Origin of the sequence: Flavobacterium glaciei, from assembly GCF_003350545.1 — a bacterium.
Classification (GTDB): domain Bacteria; phylum Bacteroidota; class Bacteroidia; order Flavobacteriales; family Flavobacteriaceae; genus Flavobacterium; species Flavobacterium glaciei.
The window spans coordinates 94,015-114,443 of the sequence record NZ_QQBA01000008.1; the positions used below are offsets into that span (position 1 = coordinate 94,015).

17 protein-coding genes are annotated in these 20,429 nt (G+C 34.1%); 4 read left to right on the forward strand and 13 right to left on the reverse strand.

Annotated features, from left to right (window positions below):
• The first annotated feature begins 38 nt into the window (after positions 1 to 38).
• Both DFR66_RS08700 and DFR66_RS08705 read left to right on the forward strand, forming a co-directional pair.
• Entirely contained in the window at positions 39 to 659 is a 621-nt protein-coding gene (locus tag DFR66_RS08700) for an acyloxyacyl hydrolase (protein ID WP_114754452.1), read from the forward strand.
• Positions 660 to 796: 137 nt separating this feature from the next.
• Positions 797 to 2,281, forward strand: a complete 1,485-nt coding sequence (locus DFR66_RS08705; protein WP_158634644.1) for a T9SS type B sorting domain-containing protein — start codon at positions 797 to 799, stop codon at positions 2,279 to 2,281.
• Between the two features lie 53 nt (positions 2,282 to 2,334).
• On the opposite strand, the gene lgt is transcribed toward DFR66_RS08705, so the two are convergent.
• From lgt to DFR66_RS08730, 5 genes are all read right to left on the reverse strand, one after another.
• Entirely contained in the window at positions 2,335 to 3,261 is a 927-nt protein-coding gene (gene lgt / locus DFR66_RS08710) for a prolipoprotein diacylglyceryl transferase (RefSeq protein WP_114754454.1), read from the reverse strand.
• Positions 3,262 to 3,314: 53 nt separating this feature from the next.
• Positions 3,315 to 3,572, reverse strand: a complete 258-nt coding sequence (gene yidD / locus DFR66_RS08715) for a membrane protein insertion efficiency factor YidD (RefSeq protein ID WP_114754455.1) — start codon at positions 3,570 to 3,572, stop codon at positions 3,315 to 3,317.
• Between the two features lie 58 nt (positions 3,573 to 3,630).
• Positions 3,631 to 5,109: a cysteine--tRNA ligase gene (gene cysS, locus DFR66_RS08720; RefSeq protein WP_114754456.1), complete on the reverse strand. Its 1,479-nt coding sequence runs from the start codon at positions 5,107 to 5,109 to the stop codon at positions 3,631 to 3,633.
• Between the two features lie 142 nt (positions 5,110 to 5,251).
• The gene (folE, locus tag DFR66_RS08725) at positions 5,252 to 5,923 is read right to left on the reverse strand and encodes a GTP cyclohydrolase I FolE (RefSeq protein WP_114754508.1); all 672 of its coding nucleotides are present in this window, start codon (positions 5,921 to 5,923) and stop codon (positions 5,252 to 5,254) included.
• A gap of 216 nt (positions 5,924 to 6,139) precedes the next feature.
• Entirely contained in the window at positions 6,140 to 7,345 is a 1,206-nt protein-coding gene (locus DFR66_RS08730) for a pyridoxal phosphate-dependent aminotransferase (protein ID WP_114754457.1), read from the reverse strand.
• A gap of 128 nt (positions 7,346 to 7,473) precedes the next feature.
• Between DFR66_RS08730 and DFR66_RS08735 the strand changes: the two genes are divergently transcribed.
• On the forward strand, positions 7,474 to 8,805 hold the full coding sequence (locus tag DFR66_RS08735) for a PDZ domain-containing protein (RefSeq protein WP_114754458.1): 1,332 nt from the start codon (positions 7,474 to 7,476) through the stop codon (positions 8,803 to 8,805).
• A gap of 61 nt (positions 8,806 to 8,866) precedes the next feature.
• On the opposite strand, the gene DFR66_RS08740 is transcribed toward DFR66_RS08735, so the two are convergent.
• On the reverse strand, positions 8,867 to 9,253 hold the full coding sequence (locus DFR66_RS08740) for a DUF1573 domain-containing protein (protein ID WP_114754459.1): 387 nt from the start codon (positions 9,251 to 9,253) through the stop codon (positions 8,867 to 8,869).
• A 160-nt stretch (positions 9,254 to 9,413) separates the two neighbouring features.
• Here DFR66_RS08740 and DFR66_RS08745 point away from each other — a divergent pair, with 160 nt between their 5' ends.
• Positions 9,414 to 12,047: a valine--tRNA ligase gene (locus DFR66_RS08745; RefSeq protein ID WP_114754460.1), complete on the forward strand. Its 2,634-nt coding sequence runs from the start codon at positions 9,414 to 9,416 to the stop codon at positions 12,045 to 12,047.
• A 79-nt stretch (positions 12,048 to 12,126) separates the two neighbouring features.
• Here the strand turns inward: DFR66_RS08745 and DFR66_RS08750 are convergent, their stop codons facing one another.
• The 7 genes from DFR66_RS08750 to DFR66_RS08775 form a co-directional block, all read right to left on the reverse strand.
• Entirely contained in the window at positions 12,127 to 12,675 is a 549-nt protein-coding gene (locus DFR66_RS08750) for a PepSY-associated TM helix domain-containing protein (RefSeq protein WP_114754461.1), read from the reverse strand.
• Positions 12,676 to 12,734: 59 nt separating this feature from the next.
• Positions 12,735 to 14,987, reverse strand: coding sequence for a TonB-dependent siderophore receptor (locus DFR66_RS08755; protein ID WP_114754462.1), 2,253 nt, complete (start codon positions 14,985 to 14,987; stop codon positions 12,735 to 12,737).
• 197 nt (positions 14,988 to 15,184) lie between these two features.
• Positions 15,185 to 15,664: a DUF6265 family protein gene (locus tag DFR66_RS08760; protein WP_114754463.1), complete on the reverse strand. Its 480-nt coding sequence runs from the start codon at positions 15,662 to 15,664 to the stop codon at positions 15,185 to 15,187.
• Between the two features lie 223 nt (positions 15,665 to 15,887).
• Entirely contained in the window at positions 15,888 to 18,194 is a 2,307-nt protein-coding gene (locus tag DFR66_RS08765; protein ID WP_114754464.1) for a DNA topoisomerase 3, read from the reverse strand.
• Between the two features lie 379 nt (positions 18,195 to 18,573).
• Positions 18,574 to 18,720, reverse strand: coding sequence for a hypothetical protein (locus DFR66_RS13905; protein WP_167400505.1), 147 nt, complete (start codon positions 18,718 to 18,720; stop codon positions 18,574 to 18,576).
• Positions 18,717 to 19,292 (reverse strand): zeta toxin family protein, encoded by a 576-nt coding sequence (locus DFR66_RS08770; RefSeq protein ID WP_114754465.1) that lies wholly within the window; start codon positions 19,290 to 19,292, stop codon positions 18,717 to 18,719. The genes DFR66_RS13905 and DFR66_RS08770 overlap by 4 nt, the downstream gene beginning before the upstream one ends.
• A gap of 550 nt (positions 19,293 to 19,842) precedes the next feature.
• Complete coding sequence (locus tag DFR66_RS08775) at positions 19,843 to 20,427, reverse strand: fasciclin domain-containing protein (RefSeq protein ID WP_114754466.1); 585 nt, start codon at positions 20,425 to 20,427, stop codon at positions 19,843 to 19,845.
• Between the last annotated feature and the right edge of the window lie 2 nt (positions 20,428 to 20,429).

Here is a 20,429-nt window from a genome sequence, read left to right on the forward strand (position 1 = left end):
TTTTGTTATTATTGTAGCGTATAGATGATTTTTTTGATATGAGGTACTGCAATATTATTGTTTTTATTTACGGCTTGTATGCTTTATCTATTGCATGTAACGCCCAAGAAACTCCAGGAGATATAAAGATTGGTTTTGCGGTAGGTTTTGGTAGTGAGTTTGAAAATAGAAATTATACCTACACAAATCAATATGTAAAGCTTCAGTTTATGAAAACGATTATTGCTACTAATAGATTAAGTTATGATTTGGTAGTACAACCTGAGTATAATATGGGAACACACCAGCTTTTAAATCTTTACTTTGTTAAACCTGAAGAGGAAAATTATATCGAAAAAAGAGAACGGTATACAAAGCTAAAATCGTGCAATGAATACATATTTAATTTAGGATTATTAATGCGCTATTCTTTGTCAAAAAAGGCAAGTATGTATGTGTTAGGAAGTGTAGGCCCTATGTATATTGATACTGCCACCGAGCGCTTGTCAAAAGGTTTTGCTTTTTCGGATGTATTGGCCTTAGGTCTAACTTTAAAAATAAATAAAATGATTTTTGATGTAAGACCGAATTTCCGTCATGTTTCTAATGCTGGATTGCAAGTTTCTAATTCGGGTTATAATACTAAAAATATTGATTTTGGTTTTTTATTCTTTTTATAGAATTACTGCTAAATTTAATTCAAATTTATAATCTATTAATATTTATGTACTTACTTATTATGAAAGTATATAATTTATATATTTACCATATTGTTAAAGTGCTTTATACTTTTGATGAAATTAAAACCTATCTAATAATGGAAAATTTTATTAAGTCTACAGTTTTTATTTGTTTCGTTAATTTATTTTTTGGCTTTAGCATTTTTGGTCAAACTGCTCCACCAACTCCTAACCCTAAATTCTTATATTATTGTTTGAATGATAATGCTTCACCTTTATCAGCAACAACTTCTGGAGGTGGTACATTAAGATGGTATACAACAGCTACTGGTGGGTCATTTTCTACAAATGCTCCAACTCCGATAACTACTGCAACTGCGAGCCCAACTCCGCTTACATATTATGTAACTCAAGTAATTGGTGGGATAGAGAGTGCTCCTAGAACAGAAATATTTGTTTATGTTAACCAAAAATTAGATTTATACTGCCAAACAATAACACCAAATTCTATTAAATTTGATTTTGCAAATACCGGACAATCTAGTTTTACTTATAGTTATACGGTTGATGGAGGAGCACCAATAACAGGAACTCACACAGCTCCTTCTAATTTTACAGTTTCAGGATTGAATGAAAAACAATCTGTTATGTTTACTATAACTGCTGTAGGTGCAAAAGCTTGTGTGACTCCACAAACCGTAACTTGTACAACAACTTGTTCTCCAGCTAATATTAAGACTCCTGATTTTCCTGCTATAGTTCCTTTTTGTACCGGAACTCCAGCACCATTACTAAGTCCTACTTCTCCTAATGGAATCACGGGAACATGGTCGCCATCAACGATTAGTAATACAACCAGCGGGAATTATGTTTTTGTACCTAATGATTCTAAATGTATAAATAGCCAGACATTAGCAGTAACGGTAAGGCCTCTTGTACAACCTAATTTTGCCAATATTTCAATCTGTAGGGGAGGAGTAGCGCCTATTTTAAATACTACATCTCCAAATGGAATTAAAGGAACTTGGTTGCCAGCAACTATAAACAATATGGTAAGTGGTGCTTATGTTTTTTCTCCAAGTTCAAATGAATGTACAACTTCACAAACAATTAATGTTACTGTGATTCCCTCCAATACACTTTTAGATGTAAATTGGACAGTTTCAGAGGCTTTTGTTAAAAATCAAATAGTAACAGTTATTGCTACAGGAACTGGCGATTTTTTGTATCAATTAGATGATGGACTCTTTCAGGAAAGTGCAGTTTTTGAAAATGTTTCTTTTGGATCTCACTCTGTAACAGTAAAAGATAAAAATGGTTGTAGCCCACCAATTACTAGAACTAACGTATTAGTAATTAATTATCCCAAGTTTTTTACGCCTAATGCTGATGGATACAACGATACATGGAATGTATTTACGTTACAAGAACAATTAAATTCCAAAATTCAAATTTTTGATCGTCATGGTAAATTTTTAAAAGAAATTTTTCCCAATGGATTAGGTTGGGATGGAACTTATATCGGACAACCAATGCCAGCCAATGATTATTGGTTCAGCATTGAGTATACAGAAAATGATATCCCAAAAAAATTTAAATCGCATTTTTCATTAAAACGATAACACAAAAAAGCTCTTGTGTTGACAAGAGCTTTTTTTCTTAAGTAAGTAGGATATTATATTTTAATGGGTTTTTCAGCAGTGAAGATAAAGTAGAGTCCAATTAAAATAAAAGGAATACTAAGCCATTGTCCAGTAGAAAATAATCCTAAAGAACTTTCAAATCCGCCTTGGCTTTCTTTTACCGATTCTACCACAAAACGAACAGAAAATAAAAGAACTAGGAACATTCCAAAAATAAATCCGGTATAATTTCTTTTCTCAGTTTTCCAATACATGAAAAATAAGATTACAAAAACGAATACGTAACAAAACGCTTCGTACAATTGCGTGGGATGTCTCACAGGAACTTGTTCTAGTAAAGTTGCAAATTTAGGATCTGTTGCAATGGCTGTATATGCATCTTTAGGATTCGCAATTTGAGTAGCATTTACTGCATCCATCGGACTAAAATGATCTTTGATGAATTTTATTCCAAAAGCAGATGTGGTTTCATGACCAATAATTTCCGAATTGAAAAAGTTGCCTAATCTCACGAAAATTGCGCCACTTGCTACAGGAATAACCACGCGGTCTAAAATCCATAACTGTGGTCTTTTAAGTATATTTTTACTGTAAAAATACATGGCAACTATTATAGAAATTGCAGCACCATGACTCGCTAAACCTTGATAACCGGTGAATTCAAAACTTGGACTGAATCTAAACGGTAAAACAATTTCCATTAAATGATTGCGGTAATATTCCCAATCATAAAAGAAAACGTGTCCTAAACGGGCTCCTATTAAGGTTGCTAATACGGTCCAGATAAACAATGAATCCAGTTTTTCTATCGATTCTCCTTCTCGTTCAAAAATATGTTTCATGATGTACCAGCCTAATCCAAAAGCAATTACAAACATTAAGCTGTAATATCGGACGATAAAAAAGCCCAAATCTATTCCTTCTGATGGATTCCAGACTATGTTTAAAGCGTGTGTCATAAATTATGTGTTTTTATTTGTCGTAAAAATAGAGATTAAAAGTAAAATTCGTACTAAAAAAGCGAATCTTTATGATTATGCGTTTTCTTAGGAACCGGATCATAGCCTGTTCTTCCCCACGGATTACAACTTACTATACGTTTTATTCCTAAAAAACCTCCGTAAAACAAACCATGAATCCGTAAGGCTTCAATCATATAAGAGGAGCAAGTCGGTTCAAACCGGCAAGCGGAAGGTGTAAACGGAGAAATTGCAACTTGATAAAAGCGAACCAATAGCACAAAAGGAAATATGAGGATTTTAGAAATCATATTTTATTAGTTTCTGCATGAGATTTTCCGCTAATTATTAAAAAAGAATAACAAAACACTAAATGCTAAATGTTGTTCCTTCTTTGCCGTCTTTCAACTGAATTCCCAAAGCAATTAATTGATCTCTAATTTGATCAGACAAGGCAAAATTCTTATTGTCCCTAGCCTGTTTTCTCATTTCGATAAGCATGTTTACCGTTCCTTCTAATTTGTCATTATTGCTGTCAGACACTTTTTCATCTTCCAATCCTAAAACATCAAATACAAAACCATGCATTGCTTTTGCAAAATTGTTTAAGTCTTCAGTATTTAATGTCTCTTTTCCATCCTTTAACAAATTGACAAAGCGAACGCCTTCAAACAACTGCGCAATTAAAATTGGGGTGTTAAAATCGTCATTCATCGCATCATAGCAGGATTGTTTCCACGCTGCGAAATCAATAGTACTTTTTGAACCAGCGGTGATTTCTTTTAATGAGCTCATCGCTTCCATTAATCGTTTATATCCTTTTTCAGCAGCAACAATGGCATCGTCAGAAAAATCAAGAATACTTCTGTAATGCGCTTGTAGCATAAAAAATCGTGCAACCGATGCGGAGAAAGCTTTACTCAAAATTGTATTTTCTCCAGTCAAAATTTCTCTTGGCAAAATATTATTCCCAGTAGATTTTGCCATTTTTTTACCATTCAAAGTCAACATATTAGCGTGTAGCCAATAATTAACTGGAGTTTGACCGGTACAGGCTTCGTTTTGTGCAATTTCGCACTCATGATGCGGGAATTTCAAGTCCATTCCGCCACCGTGAATATCAAAATGATTACCTAAATATTTAGTGCTCATTGCAGTACATTCTAAGTGCCATCCCGGGAATCCATCGCTCCATGGTGAGGGCCAACGCATAATATGCTGGGCTTCCGCTTTTTTCCAAAGTGCAAAATCCTGTGGATTTTTTTTGTCACTTTGTCCGTCAAGGTCGCGAGTATTGGTAAGCATATCCTCAATATTACGACCACTTAATCGTCCGTAATGATTGGTTTCATTAAATTTTACGACATCAAAATAAACAGATCCATTGGCTTCATAACCAATTCCTTTATCAATGATAGTTTTTATGATTTCAATTTGCTCAATAATATGACCCGTTGCTGTTGGTTCAATACTTGGTGGCAAAAAGTTAAATTCATTCAAAATATCATGAAAATCTACAGTGTAACGCTGTACAACTTCCATAGGTTCTAGTTGCTCCAGACGTGCTTTTTTGGCAATCTTATCCTCACCTTCATCCACATCATCCACAATATGACCCACATCAGTAATATTTCTAACATAGCGTACTTTGTAATCCAAATGCAAAAAATACCTGAAAATCACGTCAAATGACATAAAGGTACGCACGTTTCCAAGGTGCACATTACTGTAAACCGTGGGTCCACAAACATACATCCCAACATTTCCTTCGTGAATGGGTGTAAATGTTTCTTTTTCTCCTGAAAGAGAATTGTATATTTTTAGATTTTGGCTACTGTATAAAGGCATTGTAGATTATTGTTTTCCTCACCCCAGCCCTCCCCAAAGGGAAGGGAGTTGAGACGTGAATGTGTTATTAATAATTGTTATAATCTTGTTCTGATTTTACCAGACCAAGCTCCCTCTCCTTTGGAGAAGGTCGTGGAGAGGACTAGAACTTAGTTTCTAATTTAATATAATCCAAAAACTCTCTACGAGTTACGGCATCTTTAAATTTCCCACCAAATTCGGATGTTACAGTGCTACTTTCAATATCACTGATTCCTCTTGAATTTACGCAAAGGTGTTTGGCATCAATTACACAAGCTACATCTTCTGTACCCAAAGCAATTTGTAATTCCTGAACAATTTGCATCGTTAAACGCTCTTGAACTTGAGGTCTTTTGGCATAATATTCCACAATACGGTTCATTTTAGACAAACCTATAACTCTTCCGTTAGAAATATAAGCTACATGTGCTCTTCCTATGATTGGTAATAAATGATGCTCACACGTAGAATACACGATGATGTTTTTTTCAACTAACATTTCACCGTATTTGTAATTGTTGTCAAATGTGGAAGCTTTTGGTTTTCTTGAAGGATTCAAACCTCCAAAAATTTCCTTAACGAACATTTTGGCAACACGATTAGGTGTTCCTTTTAAGCTATCGTCGGTCAAGTCCATTCCAAGTGTTTGAAGGATATTCTCAACGTCTTTTTTTATTTTTTCAACTTTTTCTTCATCAGTAAGGTTAAAAGCATCATGTCTTACGGGATTATTAGCGGATAAACTAACATGATTGTCTCCTATTTCGTCTTGAAATTCTTCGTTTTTTATCATTAAAAGCAACTATTATAGTGGGTATATTTATTTAAGCGGTAAAGATAAATAATAAAAATTAAAGAATTTCTATCGCTTCTACTATTTAAGACTACTTTATCGGTTCGTCAAGAAATTCTTCTTTGTATTTTGGACCCAAAAAGAAAGGCAATAACGAGTTCGTTATTGCCTTTTATAAAAAATCAATGAAGTAGTAAATCTAAAGATTGGATTTATTTACGCTTCAGTTTGGGTTGCATTATAAACTGGAATTGCTGCTTTTAGTATGCGTACTGCGCTAATTAAGTCTTCTTTTTTCAAAACATAAGCGATTCTAACCTGATTTAAACCCATTCCCGGAGTAGAATAAAAACCGGCAGCAGGAGCAACCATTACAGTTTCACCGTTTAAGTCATAACTTTCTAAAAGCCATTGTGCAAAAGCATCAGCATTATTAACAGGCAGTTGCGCAATACAATAAAATGCACCTTTTGGTTTGCTTACAATAACGCCATCTATTTTATTTAACTCCTCAATTAAGGTGTCTCTGCGTTCTCTGTATTCTGAAATTACTTCGTCAAAATAACTTTGCGGTGTGTCCAGAGCGGCCTCGCTTGCAATTTGTTCTATGGTTGGCGGGCTTAATCTTGCTTGAGCAAATTTCATCGCAGTAGCCATTACTTCTTTATTTTTAGAAACAATACATCCTATTCTTGCGCCACACATACTGTATCTTTTTGAAACCGAATCAATCATAATGGCATGATCTTCAAGTCCCGGAACATTCATTACAGAATAATGTATATCACCATCGTAAGTGAATTCACGATAAACTTCATCAGAAATTAAGAATAAGTCATGTTTTTTGACTAACGCAGCCAGTTTCATAATTTCTTCTTTCGAATATAAATATCCAGTTGGATTTCCTGGATTACAAATTAGTATTGCTTTTGTTTTTGGTGTAATCAGTTTTTCAAAATCTTCTACTGCAGGAAGTGCAAAACCAGTTTCAATTGTTGAAATTACTGGAACTACAGTTGCTCCTGAAGCTGTTGAAAATCCATTATAATTTGCATAAAAAGGTTCTGGAATAATAATCTCATCTCCCTGATCCATCGTACTTCCCATGGCAAACATAAGCGCTTCGGATCCTCCGGTGGTAATTATAATATCCTCGATATTTACTGAAATACCTTGATTGATATAATACGCCGATAATTTTTTTCTATAACTTTCGTTTCCAGCAGAATGACTGTATTCTAAAATGGTTAAATCAATGTTTTTAACAGCATTCATGGCAACTTCAGGCGTTTTTATATCTGGTTGACCAATGTTTAAATGATATACTTTATTCCCTTTTTTCTTAGCAATTTCTGAGTATGGAACCAATTTTCGTATTGGCGATTCTGGCATTAATTTGCCTTTGTTTGATATTGTTGGCATAGTCTTAAATTATTGAATTGCAAATTTGCAATTTTTTTTCCGAATTTATTCTAATCAAAAGATGTATATATTGTTAAATCTGCATTTTTGATGTGATTTATTTAGTATTTTTATGTAAAAGATTACCAATGAAAAAAACAATAGTTACTATATTATTTTACTTGTTTGTTTTCCCTGTTTTTGCACAACAGGGATTCCGGTTTGAAAAGGACGTAAAGAAAATTATTGTCCCTTTTAAATTGATTAATAATTTGGTTTTTGTGCCTATCAAAGTAAATGGGGTTGAATTAAATTTTTTATTGGATACTGGCGTAGCCGAAACTATATTGTTTAGTTTAGAAGATAAAAAGGAAGTTCGTTTTTTTAATGCCGAAAAAATATTACTAAGAGGATTAGGTGGTCAAGAGGCCGTTGAAGGATTAAAATCCACTAATAATATTTTAGAATTCAGTAGTATGAAATACAGAAATCACATGCTCTATATTATTTTGGATCCTGATTTTAATTTATCGTCACATGTTGGAATTCCGGTTAACGGAATTATAGGATACCATTTTTTTCGAAATAATTTAGTAGAAGTTAATTATAAAAAAAGGAATGTAATAGTTTATGAAGACAATAAGCAAAACCTGAAAAAAATTGAAAAAAAATACAAAAAAATCCCTATTACTATTGAAAAATCCAAGCCCTATATGTTAAGTAGTGTGTTTCAGGATGGTGAAAGAATTCCTTCAAAATTGTTGATAGATATAGGAAACAGCGATGCATTATGGTTATTCCATGATCGCTCCGAATTGATTAAAGTTCCAGCTAAAAATTTTGAAGATTTCTTAGGAAGAGGTTTTAGTGGTGATGTAAAAGGTAAAAGAGCAGTAATTAAAAAATTTGAGATGGGAGATTTTGAATTTAATAATCCTGTGGTGGCTTTTCCGGATTCCATATCAGTTAAAAATGTAAATATGGTTCCAGATCGGAAAGGCTCAGTAGGTGGAGAGATTATGAAGCGGTTCGCACTAGTTTTTGACTATAAAAACAACCAATTATATTTAAAAAAGAATAGTGATTACACTGCGCCTTTCAGCTACAATAAAAGTGGAGTTGAAATTCAACAAAATGGATTACAATGGGTTCAAGAAACCGTACGAATGGAAACGGTTCCCTTGTCCTCAAAATTTAATGAGTCCGATGGTATCAGAGTGTTTACGAATGATTTTAAATATAAATTTCAATTAAAACCTATTTATGAGATTGCTCATGTGAGGCAAAACTCTCCTGCAGCAAATGCGGGTTTGCTTAAAGGAGATGTACTTAATAGGATTAATAATAATCCCATTAATAAACTTTCATTGCAAGAAATTAATGCACTATTTAAGGAGGAAGAAGAAAATTGGATTACTTTAGAAATAGAACGTGATAGTGAAATTCTAAAATTCAGGTTTCAATTATATAATATTTTATAAATTAAAAACACTTTTGGAAATAGTATCCAAAAGTGTTTTTTAGTTTGTTTTGTTGTCTAAATTAATTAGAAATTACTTCTCCTTTAATTTTTAATGCTACTCGACCACCCTCATAGTTCACAGCATTAGACTCAACTGTTATTGTTTTTCTTATTGGACCGGGCGCCATGTTATATTTCACTGTTATTGTACCTGTTTTTCCCGGCATGATTGGTTGCTCTGGTTTTGTAGGAACCGTACAGCCACAAGTAGAAAGCACATTAGTGATAATTAATGGAGCATTACCTGTATTTGTAAAGATAAAATCACGTGAGCCATTTTCATTCTTAGTAACCTTTCCATAATCAATGGTATTGTCTTGGGCTGCGAATTCAATTTTTGGGCCATTCTGAGCAAAACCAATACTGCTGATTAATGCGAATGCGAATAAAGCTATTGTTTTTTTCATTTTATTTTATTTAAATTCATTTAGTAAATTTACTTTCTTTTAATTAACGCACAAATTTTTATTTCTCTTTTTATAGTGTACTTAATTATTTACTTTTGTTCCCAATTAGAATTACAAATATCAGACCAAAGTTTAATTTTGGTTTTAACAGTTGCTTTTTATGACAATTCCTGCACAATTTGACGCTAAAACCATTGAAAATAAGTGGTATGACTACTGGATGAAAAACAATTATTTTCACTCAGAACCAGACCATAGAACACCATATACCATAGTAATTCCTCCGCCTAATGTTACTGGAGTTTTGCACATGGGACACATGTTAAATAATACCATTCAGGACGTATTAATTAGGAGAGCTCGTCTTAAAGGATTCAATGCTTGTTGGGTTCCGGGGACAGATCACGCATCGATTGCTACTGAAGCTAAGGTGGTTGCAAAATTAAAATCCGAAGGGATTAATAAAAATGATTTAACTCGAGAAGAGTTTTTGGCGCATGCTTGGGAATGGACTGACAAATATGGCGGTGTTATTTTAGACCAATTAAAAAAACTAGGTGCTTCATGCGATTGGGAACGGACTAAATTTACAATGGATCCTGATATGTCAGCATCAGTAATTCGATCATTTGTAGATTTATACAACAAAGGTCTGATTTATCGCGGATACCGAATGGTAAACTGGGATCCCGAAGCAAAAACGACTTTATCAGACGAAGAAGTAATTTATGAAGAACAACAAGGAAAACTATATTTCCTACAATATAAAATCGAAGGAAGTGAAGATTTCCTGACGATTGCAACCACACGTCCGGAAACTATTTTTGGAGATACAGCAATTTGTATCAATCCGAATGATGAACGGTTTACCCATTTAAAAGGGAAAAAGGCGATTGTGCCAATTTGTGGAAGAGTTATTCCAATTATAGAGGACGAATATGTAGATATCGAATTTGGAACAGGATGTTTAAAAGTAACTCCTGCCCACGATATGAATGATAAAGCATTAGGAGAAAAGCACAATTTGGAGATTATTGATATTTTCAATGAAGATGCTACTTTAAATAGTTTTGGATTGCACTACCAAGGACAAGATCGTTTTGTGGTTCGCGAGGCAATTGCCAAAGAATTAGAAACAATTGGTGCTTTAGCTAAAACAGAAACACACTTGAATAAAGTAGGAACTTCTGAAAGAACCAAAGCCGTAATCGAACCTCGTTTGTCTGACCAATGGTTCCTGAAAATGGAAGATTTGGTAAAACCAGCTATTAAATCCGTTTTGGAAGATGGTGAAATCAAATTGCATCCAGCACGTTTTAATAATACATATGCACATTGGTTAAACAACATTCGTGACTGGAATATCTCCCGTCAATTATGGTGGGGACAACAAATTCCTGCGTATTTCTACGGTGATGGAAAAGAGGATTTTGTCGTTGCAGAAACAATTGAAGAAGCATTGAAATTAGCACAATCTAAAACTTCTAACTTCTCACTTCTCACTTCTGACTTACGTCAGGATGTTGATGCTTTAGACACTTGGTTTTCTTCTTGGCTGTGGCCAATGTCCGTTTTTGGGGGAATAATGGATCCCGAAAGCGAAGATTTTAAATATTATTATCCTACTAATGATTTAGTTACTGGTCCAGATATTTTGTTTTTCTGGGTAGCGAGAATGATTATAGCCGGTTATGAATACACAGACAAAAAACCATTCACAAATGTATATTTAACTGGTTTAGTGCGAGATAAACAACGTCGAAAAATGTCTAAATCATTAGGAAATTCGCCTGATCCCTTAGATTTAATTGAGAAATTTGGCGCCGATGGAGTTCGTGTTGGATTGCTTTTGAGTGCTTCTGCAGGAAATGACATTATGTTTGACGAAGAATTGTGTAACCAAGGAAAAGCGTTTACTAATAAAATTTGGAATGCGTTCAAATTGATAAAAGGTTGGGAAGTTTCTGATGCTATACCACAACCGGAATCATCGAAAGTAGCGATTGAATGGTATGAAGCCAAATTGCAACAAACGCTTTTAGAAATCGAAGATAATTTCGAGAAATACAGAATTTCTGATGCATTGATGGCAATTTACAAACTGGTTTGGGACGATTTCTGTTCTTGGTTCCTCGAAATGATAAAGCCGGCATATCAACAGCCCATTGACAGCGTAACTTTGGCGAAAGCCATAGAAATGCTGGAAAACAATTTGAAATTATTGCATCCGTTTATGCCGTTTTTGACAGAGGAAATTTGGCAGTATCTTGCTCATAGAACTCCAGAAGAAGCGTTAATCGTATCAACTTGGCCGGAAATGAAACCTTTTAATGCGGGTTTAATCGTTGATTTTGAACATACTATTGAAGTGATTTCTGGAATTAGAACGATTCGTAAGGACAAGAATATTCCTTTTAAAGATGCTATCGAATTGAAAGCAGTAAACAATGATAAAGTTTCTACTTATTTTGATACTGTAATAACTAAATTAGGTAACATTACATCATTACAATATGTTTCAGATAAAGTAGAAGGAGCATTATCTTTTCGTGTTAAGTCGAATGAATATTTTATTCCTATTACCGGAAATATCAATGTTGAAGAGGAAATAGCAAAACTGACTGCTGAGTTAGTTTATACACAAGGCTTCTTGAAATCAGTTCAAAATAAACTGGCAAATGAAAAATTTGTGGCAGGTGCGCCAGAGAAAGTTTTGGCAAACGAAAGACAAAAAGAAACCGATGCTTTATCTAAAATTGAGACTATCCAACATAGTTTAGCTGGATTAAAGTAAAATTTAATAGATTATAAAAAAAGAATCCCAATCCTGAAAATTATCAGTATTGGGATTTTTTATGTTTATATATTTAATTTTAAGCTAATAAGAATAGGAAAATTAATGGAAAAATTATTCCTGCTACTGCCAGTTTCCAACCTCTGTTTTTCCAACTGAATTTACCACCTTTAATCATTACAGTTCCAGTTAATGCAATGATAATTAGACTTAAAGCAAAAATATCAGAATAATAAATCCAAAAATTAGAAGTGTTTTTATGTAGACTCATAGACTGGCTTATAATTGGAGTTTTTACGAACTTGACAATTTCACCTTTACCGGTTTTCATGTCAATTTCAATATCGTGTTTTTCAAAAGAAATTTTAAAAACACCCTTCTTTATATTATGACGCCTGAATTTATCTTTGACGCCCAGTTTTTTACCCAAATCTTCTGCGAATTTATCGTTTATTTTACTTTCTTCGGGTAATTTTATATTTATGATTTTTGTTTCTGTAGTATATTTTTCAGGATGCCAAGAATCTCTGTGGTTCATCATAAGTCCAGAGATTGCAAACGAAATAATGAGTCCAATATAGAAGTAGCCTAAATCCCTGTGTAAATTTCTGAAGTTTTTCTTTTTCATTTGATTGTGTTTTGTGAAATGTATTATGCGTAAGAATAATTATCCGTAAAAAGGTTTAATTAAAATTTGTATTTCAAGTTTGTCATTACCTGACGAGGAGCAATTGGATTTACACTGTAATTTTCGTGTACCGTGTAATTTAATTCATTTGTAACATTAGATAATTTACATAGAATAGAGAATTTCTTCCATTCATATCCTAAAGAAACATCAATTGTAGTATATCCATCTATAGGAATTTCTCTATCCCAAATACCGTTAGGTCTTGTAGAATCATTTTGATTATTCCAACCCCCAACGCGTTTTCCAATGTAATTCCCTATGGCTCCAAGTGACATTCCTTTTAATATTCCTTCTTGTAAAGTGTAAAAAAAACTCAAGTTAGCTGTATTAGCGGGTGTTCTAGCTAATCGGGCTCCTACTATCGGGCTCCCGTTTAATCCTGAAGTTTTCTCATATCGCATGTCGTTATAGCTATAGCCGGCATTGATTCCTAATCCAGCTACAGGTCTAGCTGTAATATCTATTTCGATTCCTTTGCTTTTCGTTTCACCGCTTAACTCTCTTAAATTTGGATCTATCGGATTGATATTTAAGGAGCCGTCAGCTTTGTAAATAGCCGTTTGAACTAAGTTACTGTTTGTAATTTGGTAAACAGTTACATTAGTACTTAAGGCGCCTTTCCAAAAATCTTTTTTGATTCCTGCTTCGTATTGGTCTATAATTGATGGTTCTAAGGGTATTAAATCTACTGTTGTTCCTGTATTTGGGGTAAACGAGTTCGAGTAACTAGCGAACAATGATATGTCTTTTGTTGGTTGATACACTAATCCAATTTTTGGAGAAAAAGCAATGTCTAAACGTTTGGCGCCTTCGGTAATAGTAACTGGATTTTTAGTCAAGTTATGCGTATCCGCTTGTGATTCTTTCCAAGACCAACGCAGCCCTGCTAAAAGTTTGATTTTTTCAGTAAATGAAATTAAATCTTGTGCGTAGATTCCAAAACGTTGTGTGTCCGTGTAAACAATCTGGGTAGCTCTCGAGTTTGGTATAGCTGCCGCTGGTGCGCTTGGATTGTAGGTAAATAAATTTATAGTGTCATAAGTAGTGATTACTTTATTATTTGCATCATAAAAAGCGAAGGTGTTAGCTGTTGCTAAAGAGTTTTCATAATCTACTCCAGTAAATATTTGGTGTTTAATATTACCAATCGCAAAAATTCCTTGTAAACTCAATTGGTCACCAAAAATTTGTTCTGAGTTTTTATTCTGAACTAATCCTCTATTCCAGTCACCAGGAGTTGCATAAGTATCTAGATTTGATAATTGAGCAGTTGATTTAGAACTTCTATCATAATTTTGAAACGAGGTGTTAAAATTTAATTTCCAGTTTTCATTAAAACTATGGTTTAATAATACGGATGCACTAGCAGATTTTGTATTTCCAGTAGACCAAAGTGCACCATAAAAGCTGTTTCGAGGCAAATCTAAAATAGTTTTACCTATAATTCCTGTTCCAAAATCAGGTGTCCAATCGGCACTTAAATAATCACCTTGAACCGTAATTTGAGTTTTATCGCTTACGTTAAATAGGAATGATGGATTTGCATAAACACGCTCGTTTTTTACAACATCTCTAAAACTTTCAGCGTTTTCATAAGAACCTGTAAAACGGTAGGCGATATGTTTATTTAAAGGGCCATAAAAATCAACTGAAGGTTTGTAGTAGGCATAACTTCCGGCTTGCATGGTGATTTCGCCACCGCTTTTGAAAGAAGGTGTTTTAGTCACTAGGTTTAAAATTCCACCGGGAGCAACATTTCCATATAGCAAGGCAGAACCACCCTTTAAGAATTCTACTTTTTCTAAACCTGAAACTTCTGGGATAGATCCTGCATTATAACGGAAACCATTTTTCAGCATATTATTGGCTGACATATCGTATCCTCTAGAGAAAAATGATTCCTGAGCACCACCGCGAGCTGAACCAACATAGACACCATTGGCATTTTTGATTACTTCACTAAGACGAATCGCTTGTTGTTGCCCAATAATTTCAGCCCCAATAACTTGTAAGCTTTGTGGTGTATCCATAGGTTTTAAGCCTGACCTTAATGCATAAACTGGTTTTTTTTCTTTGTTGGCTGTAATAACAACTTCTTTAAGAACTCCACCTTTTTTGTTCTTTACAGTGTCCATTATTGTTCCAAAAGGGTCTGCAAAATTTGTATCTTCAGTTGTATGTACTGATTCTTGTGCAAAACAAGTCAAACTAAATAAAAATGTTAATGTGGGAAGGAAAATATATTTCATGTTTGTTTATTTGGAATAATTAAAAATAACGATGCAAATATATAATCTGATTTCGGTTTAACAAAACTTATTTAGATTAAATATAAATAGTGTTTTAAGAATATTTTTTATACTATTAGAAAACAGTGTTTTAAAGGCATAAAAAAACCTTGCTGTTTACGAGCAAGGTTTTGATTTAAGTATAAAAGATTGAAGTTTTATTTGATTTTTTTCATCGAAAACTGTTCGGAGCTAGGTTTTCCTTGTTGGATTCCCGAAATTTTTGCCACTATATTGTCTGTAGTAACCTGCGTGTAACTTATTTTTTGAGGATAATCGTGTTTGGCATTTTCAAAAACCATTTGCTTTTCTGTTGAAGTTGTCATTTTGAAATCGACCGGTTTGTCATTATTTTGTCCTTTAACGGCAGCGGTATAAGTCAACTCTTCCCCTTTTTGTTGCAAAGTTATAGTTTCAAAATGTAGCGTGTCTTTTTCTTTGATGAAGTACGATTGCGCTTGAAAGGTACTGTCGTTTACTTTTTTCCAAGTTTCGGTAAGGTTTCCCTCTACTGATTTGCTTTCCCAATTTCCCAAAAGCCAATTTGCAGCTTTTATTTTTTCTTTTTCATTTGCACCCGAATCTTTACAAGAAACCAAAGCAAGCAAAATTATTACAAGAGTCATTTTCTGGAACATATCTTTAGATTTTAAATGATTATTTTCTTTAAGCTAAGTTAACAATAATTAGAATAGTGTTCTTTTTTTAGTTTTTAAATTTTCAAAAAAGACCAGAGTTTTGAATACTTTTTCAAATTAATATTTCAAATGCAACCGTTAAAAAAACTTAACCATATAAGTCATATAAGCGATTGTTTAGCAGCTAACATAAATATTCTTATATGACTTATATGGGGAAAAATTAAACACTGGCTTTTAAAATAGTATAAACTAATTCCTTCGTAGGTTTTTGATCTTTTAGTTTCAATCGGACAGTGTCAAAAGTGACTTTGAAATAACATCCCAATTTATAGTGACTGCAACCATAGGCTGTTTTTCCTTTTAGAATCGTTCCTTTCTGGCATTTCGGACAGGTTAATTCGTCTGGCACGGTTTTCGCCAAAGTTTTCTTAGGTTCTAATACGAGTTGGAAATTTTCGTCAAAGCGAAGTAAACCCTCCACAGTGTCGGCATTGGTTTTGAAATCTTTTAAGTTTACGGTAGAGCCTTTTTGTAGCATTCGCAAGTATTGATTCTCTGATATTTTTTTCTCTGCAAAAGTGTAAGGCAATAAGAAGGTGCAACCCGCTTTATAATCAGAACAGCCATACGAAGTTTTCCCTTTGATAAGTGTTCCTTTTTTACATTTTGGACAGGCTTCCGCCAAAATTCCGGCTGCTTTCTTTTTCTCGACTTTTACCACTTCTTTTTGAACGCTTCCCGCATGCGAAATATTGGCGCGTCTGGTTTCGCTGCGTACTTCATTAACTAAAGTTTCGACCATGTTTTTCATGTTCTTGATGAAAGAACCTGCGGTAAAAGTTCCTTTTTCGATATCTTTCAACTGCTTTTCCCATGAACCCGTCAGTTCAGCTGACTTTACCAGTTCATTTTGAATGGTATCAATCAGTTGAATCCCCGTAGGTGTTGGCAAAACCTGTTTTTTGTTTCTTACTATGTACTGGCGTCTAAAAAGCGTTTCTATGATATTGGCTCGCGTTGACGGGCGACCAATACCGTTTTCTTTCATCAATTCCCTTAAATCTTCATCATCCACTTGTTTTCCGGCGGTTTCCATGGCGCGCAACAAGGTAGCTTCGGTAAATTGATTGGGTGGTTTAGTTTCTTTTTCTAAAAACGAAGGTAGGTGAGGACCTTTTTCGCCCACAACAAAACTAGGTAAGATATCGGCTTCTTTTTCTTTGGCGTTTGTGCTGAGCGCAGTCGAAGCATCAAAAACGATACGAAATCCCTTTTTCAAGATTTCTTTTCCGGAAGTTTTAAATAAAACATCGGCAGCTTTTCCGACTACGGTAGTATTGGCAACCAAACAATCGTCATAAAACACGGCAATAAAACGTTTGGTAATGATATCATAAACCTGTTGCTGATTGTACTGCAAATTATTTTGTACGCCCGTTGGAATAATGGCGTGGTGATCCGTTACTTTTTTATCGTTGAAAACCTTGGGCGATTTTTTTATCTTTTTTTCCAAAAGCGGCTGCGTCAACGCAGTATAATTAGTCAGGTTTTTCAGAATCCCAGGTACTTTTGGATATACATCATTTGGTAAAAATGTGGTATCGACTCTAGGATAGGTAACTACTTTTTGCTCGTACAAAGTCTGCACAATTTTAAGCGTTTCGTCTGCCGTAAAACCAAATTTGGTATTGCAAAACACTTGTAAACCTGTTAAATCAAATAGTTTTGGTGCAAACTCATTACCGTTCTTTTTTTCGACAGAAACAATTTCGAACTCACTTTCCTTGACTTTATTGGCGAGTAATTCACCATCTTCTTTTTTCAAAAAACGACCTTCCTCATAACTGAAAAGTGTTTCTCTGTACAAGGTTTGTAATTCCCAATACGGTTGCGGTTTGAAATTTTCAATTTCTTTGAATCGGTCCACGACCATTGCCAATGTTGGGGTTTGCACCCTTCCAATAGACAAAACTTGTTTGTAGCCACCGTGTTTTACGGTGTACAATCGCGTGGCATTCATACCCAGTAACCAGTCGCCTATGGCTCTGGAAAATCCCGCATAGTATAAATTATCGTAGTTGGCGGATGGTTTTAAGTTTTGGAAACCTTCTTTGATGGCTTCGGTTGTCAGGGACGAAATCCACAAGCGCTGTACTTCGCCTTTGTATTGTGCTTCATTCATTACCCAGCGCTGAATGAGTTCTCCTTCTTGCCCGGCATCCCCGCAGTTGATGACCAAATCAGCTTTGTCGAACAAACTTTTTATGATTCTGAATTGCTTTTGAATCCCCGAATTCTCCACCACTTTCGTCTCAAATTTGTCGGGAAGCATCGGTAAGTTGTTGAGGTCCCAGCTTTTCCAGTGCGGTTTGTAATCGTTTGGTTCTTTCAAGGTACATAAATGACCAAAAGTGTATGTGACCTGATAACCGTTGCCTTCATAATAGCCATCGTGCTTGGTATTGGCTCCCAAAACGGATGCGATTTCTCTTGCTACACTTGGTTTTTCGGCAATACAGACCTTCATTTTTCCCTATTGATTTAAGGGTGCAAATTAGGAATTTAGAAATTGGTATTAAAAATAAATCTATAGGAGTTTTGAACGGCTTGGGTGTACTATTTTTTAGGAGCAGAACAATTTTTTTTTTCAGTAACGAATCGTCCTGCTGTCCGCTGTATCTCTGCGCTACGCTTCGAGGATGCCGCTTCCATCAGGGCTATTGATTTCTTTTTGTTTTCAAAAAAAAGTAAATAGATAAAAGATTGGAAACAGATTTTATCACACATACTATGAAAAAAAAATGGCTCAACTTTAATAAAAAAGTCAAACCTTTATTTTTTATTATTAGATTATTTTTGAATCGTATTTCTTATAAAAGTAACCTTAAATATAGGGTAAGAATTAGTTATAGTTTTATTTTTACAATCTTATTATCTTGAATAATAACAAGTTCGCTTTTACGTTCTTTTTTGAAATCAAGCATTTTCTCATATGCTTTTTCAAGTCCTTTTATGATTTTATTTCTGCGCTCTATTTTTGATTCAGTTGTCATAAGTAATTTTCTAATTCATTAAACTTTTGTGCATCAAGAATTATTAATTCATCGCTACTAGATTTTTCAGCTATTAATTTATGCTTACCTTCTGAATTATCAAAGATAAGAACTTGATCCATAATTGGTAGATAAATTTCGAATAAGTTTTTTATTCCTTTCATATATCTTCTTTCAATAACATCAGTGGGGATATTATGACCGCCTTCCATAACCCTCGTTTTTACCCTTTCTATTGCTAATTCAGGATTTTTTAACCAAAAAAAAAGTAAGGTAACGTTGTAATTATTTCTTTTGGCTTCAAGAACTTTGTTTTTGTAACTTTTTGTTGAAAGAGTGGTTTCAAAGGCAAAATTTTCATTTTGTTGAAGTAACTCATTGACTCGGTGTAGCATAATTCGTCCGGCTTCAAAAGCTACTTTTTCGGGTTGGAAAGGAGAAAGACCTTTAGCGATTTCATCAGCATTTACAAACTCCTTACAATCCAAAATTTCAGGTAAGATTGTAAAGGATGCAGTAGTTTTTCCGGCTCCGTTGCATCCTGCGATTATATATAAATTTTTTTCCTCCATAACTACACAAATATAAATAAATTCAATCAATATATTGATAATCAATTGAATTCGGTGCTCATAGCATTTTACCCCTAATACTATTGTGATTTAATCATTTCTCAGTCAGTCTTTGCACCAAAAAAAAATCAATGGCTTATCATAAATATCGTTTTTTGTTATGTATTACCTGCTTTTGTTTATGGGTACAGATTAGACCCGTGCTATAGCAAATTGTCGAAGTAATTATGTGTTAACGCTTTTTGATATCAGATTGATTGGGCTACCTTATCGCGAGTAACGAAGTAATCCCTTCCAGTTTGTTATTCATTGTCGTGTTCACGGATGGCAATTCTGTGCTGAAGATTGTGGGTATCTTAGTGATTGGTAATTTATTTAACTACGGTGACGATTGTTAGGAATGGAACAATTGATAAAATAAATTATTGAACTGCAAATTAGTTTTAGATAACGTTGTCTAGTATATATTGCAGTTGCTATCTGAAGTTTAAAATCAAAAAAAAACCGTTACAAAAAATTGCAACGGTTTTAGAATTAATGAATTAAAACCTTATTTTGGCATAACAACACTGTCGATTGCATGTATTACTCCGTTTGAAGCAGACACATCAGCTAGAACAACTGTAGAAGTTCCTCCATTTGCATCTGTCAATAACACTTTTCCGTCATTCAAACTCAAAACAATAGTTCCACCTTGAACAGTTGTTACAGTATATTTTCCATTGTTTTTGTTTATTGCATCAATTACAGTAGCTGCATCAAATTTTCCAGCTACAACATGATACGTTAATACTGCTTTCAATTTGTCTAAACTTTCTGGTTTTAACAAACCATCAACAGTTCCTGCTGGAAGTTTTGCAAATGCAGCGTTATTAGGTGCAAAAACTGTAAAAGGACCTTCGCTACTTAACGTTTCAACTAATCCTGCTGCTTTTACTGCAGTAACTAATGTTGAGAAATCTGCATTTCCTGCCGCTACATCTACAATAGTTGATGACTCTACAACAACGGTAGTGTCCATAGCTACTGCTGTAGAATCAGTCATTTCTGTAGATTCTGCTTGTTTTTTTTCTCCACAAGAAGTAGTAATCACTCCTAATAATACAAATGCGCTAATTGTTTTTACTAATTTCATAG

Bases quoted from the DNA above. Each gene is read 5' to 3' on its own strand.
- DFR66_RS08700 (WP_114754452.1), top strand. From the start codon at position 39: ATGAGGTACTGCAATATTATTGTTTTTATTTACGGCTTGTATGCTTTA.
- DFR66_RS08705 (WP_158634644.1), top strand. From the start codon at position 797: ATGGAAAATTTTATTAAGTCTACAGTTTTTATTTGTTTCGTTAATTTA.
- lgt (WP_114754454.1), bottom strand. From the start codon at position 3,261: ATGACACACGCTTTAAACATAGTCTGGAATCCATCAGAAGGAATAGAT.
- yidD (WP_114754455.1), bottom strand. From the start codon at position 3,572: ATGATTTCTAAAATCCTCATATTTCCTTTTGTGCTATTGGTTCGCTTT.
- cysS (WP_114754456.1), bottom strand. From the start codon at position 5,109: ATGCCTTTATACAGTAGCCAAAATCTAAAAATATACAATTCTCTTTCA.
- folE (WP_114754508.1), bottom strand. From the start codon at position 5,923: ATGATAAAAAACGAAGAATTTCAAGACGAAATAGGAGACAATCATGTT.
- DFR66_RS08730 (WP_114754457.1), bottom strand. From the start codon at position 7,345: ATGCCAACAATATCAAACAAAGGCAAATTAATGCCAGAATCGCCAATA.
- DFR66_RS08735 (WP_114754458.1), top strand. From the start codon at position 7,474: ATGAAAAAAACAATAGTTACTATATTATTTTACTTGTTTGTTTTCCCT.
- DFR66_RS08740 (WP_114754459.1), bottom strand. From the start codon at position 9,253: ATGAAAAAAACAATAGCTTTATTCGCATTCGCATTAATCAGCAGTATT.
- DFR66_RS08745 (WP_114754460.1), top strand. From the start codon at position 9,414: ATGACAATTCCTGCACAATTTGACGCTAAAACCATTGAAAATAAGTGG.
- DFR66_RS08750 (WP_114754461.1), bottom strand. From the start codon at position 12,675: ATGAAAAAGAAAAACTTCAGAAATTTACACAGGGATTTAGGCTACTTC.
- DFR66_RS08755 (WP_114754462.1), bottom strand. From the start codon at position 14,987: ATGAAATATATTTTCCTTCCCACATTAACATTTTTATTTAGTTTGACT.
- DFR66_RS08760 (WP_114754463.1), bottom strand. From the start codon at position 15,664: ATGTTCCAGAAAATGACTCTTGTAATAATTTTGCTTGCTTTGGTTTCT.
- DFR66_RS08765 (WP_114754464.1), bottom strand. From the start codon at position 18,194: ATGAAGGTCTGTATTGCCGAAAAACCAAGTGTAGCAAGAGAAATCGCA.
- DFR66_RS13905 (WP_167400505.1), bottom strand. From the start codon at position 18,720: ATGACAACTGAATCAAAAATAGAGCGCAGAAATAAAATCATAAAAGGA.
- DFR66_RS08770 (WP_114754465.1), bottom strand. From the start codon at position 19,292: ATGGAGGAAAAAAATTTATATATAATCGCAGGATGCAACGGAGCCGGA.
- DFR66_RS08775 (WP_114754466.1), bottom strand. From the start codon at position 20,427: ATGAAATTAGTAAAAACAATTAGCGCATTTGTATTATTAGGAGTGATT.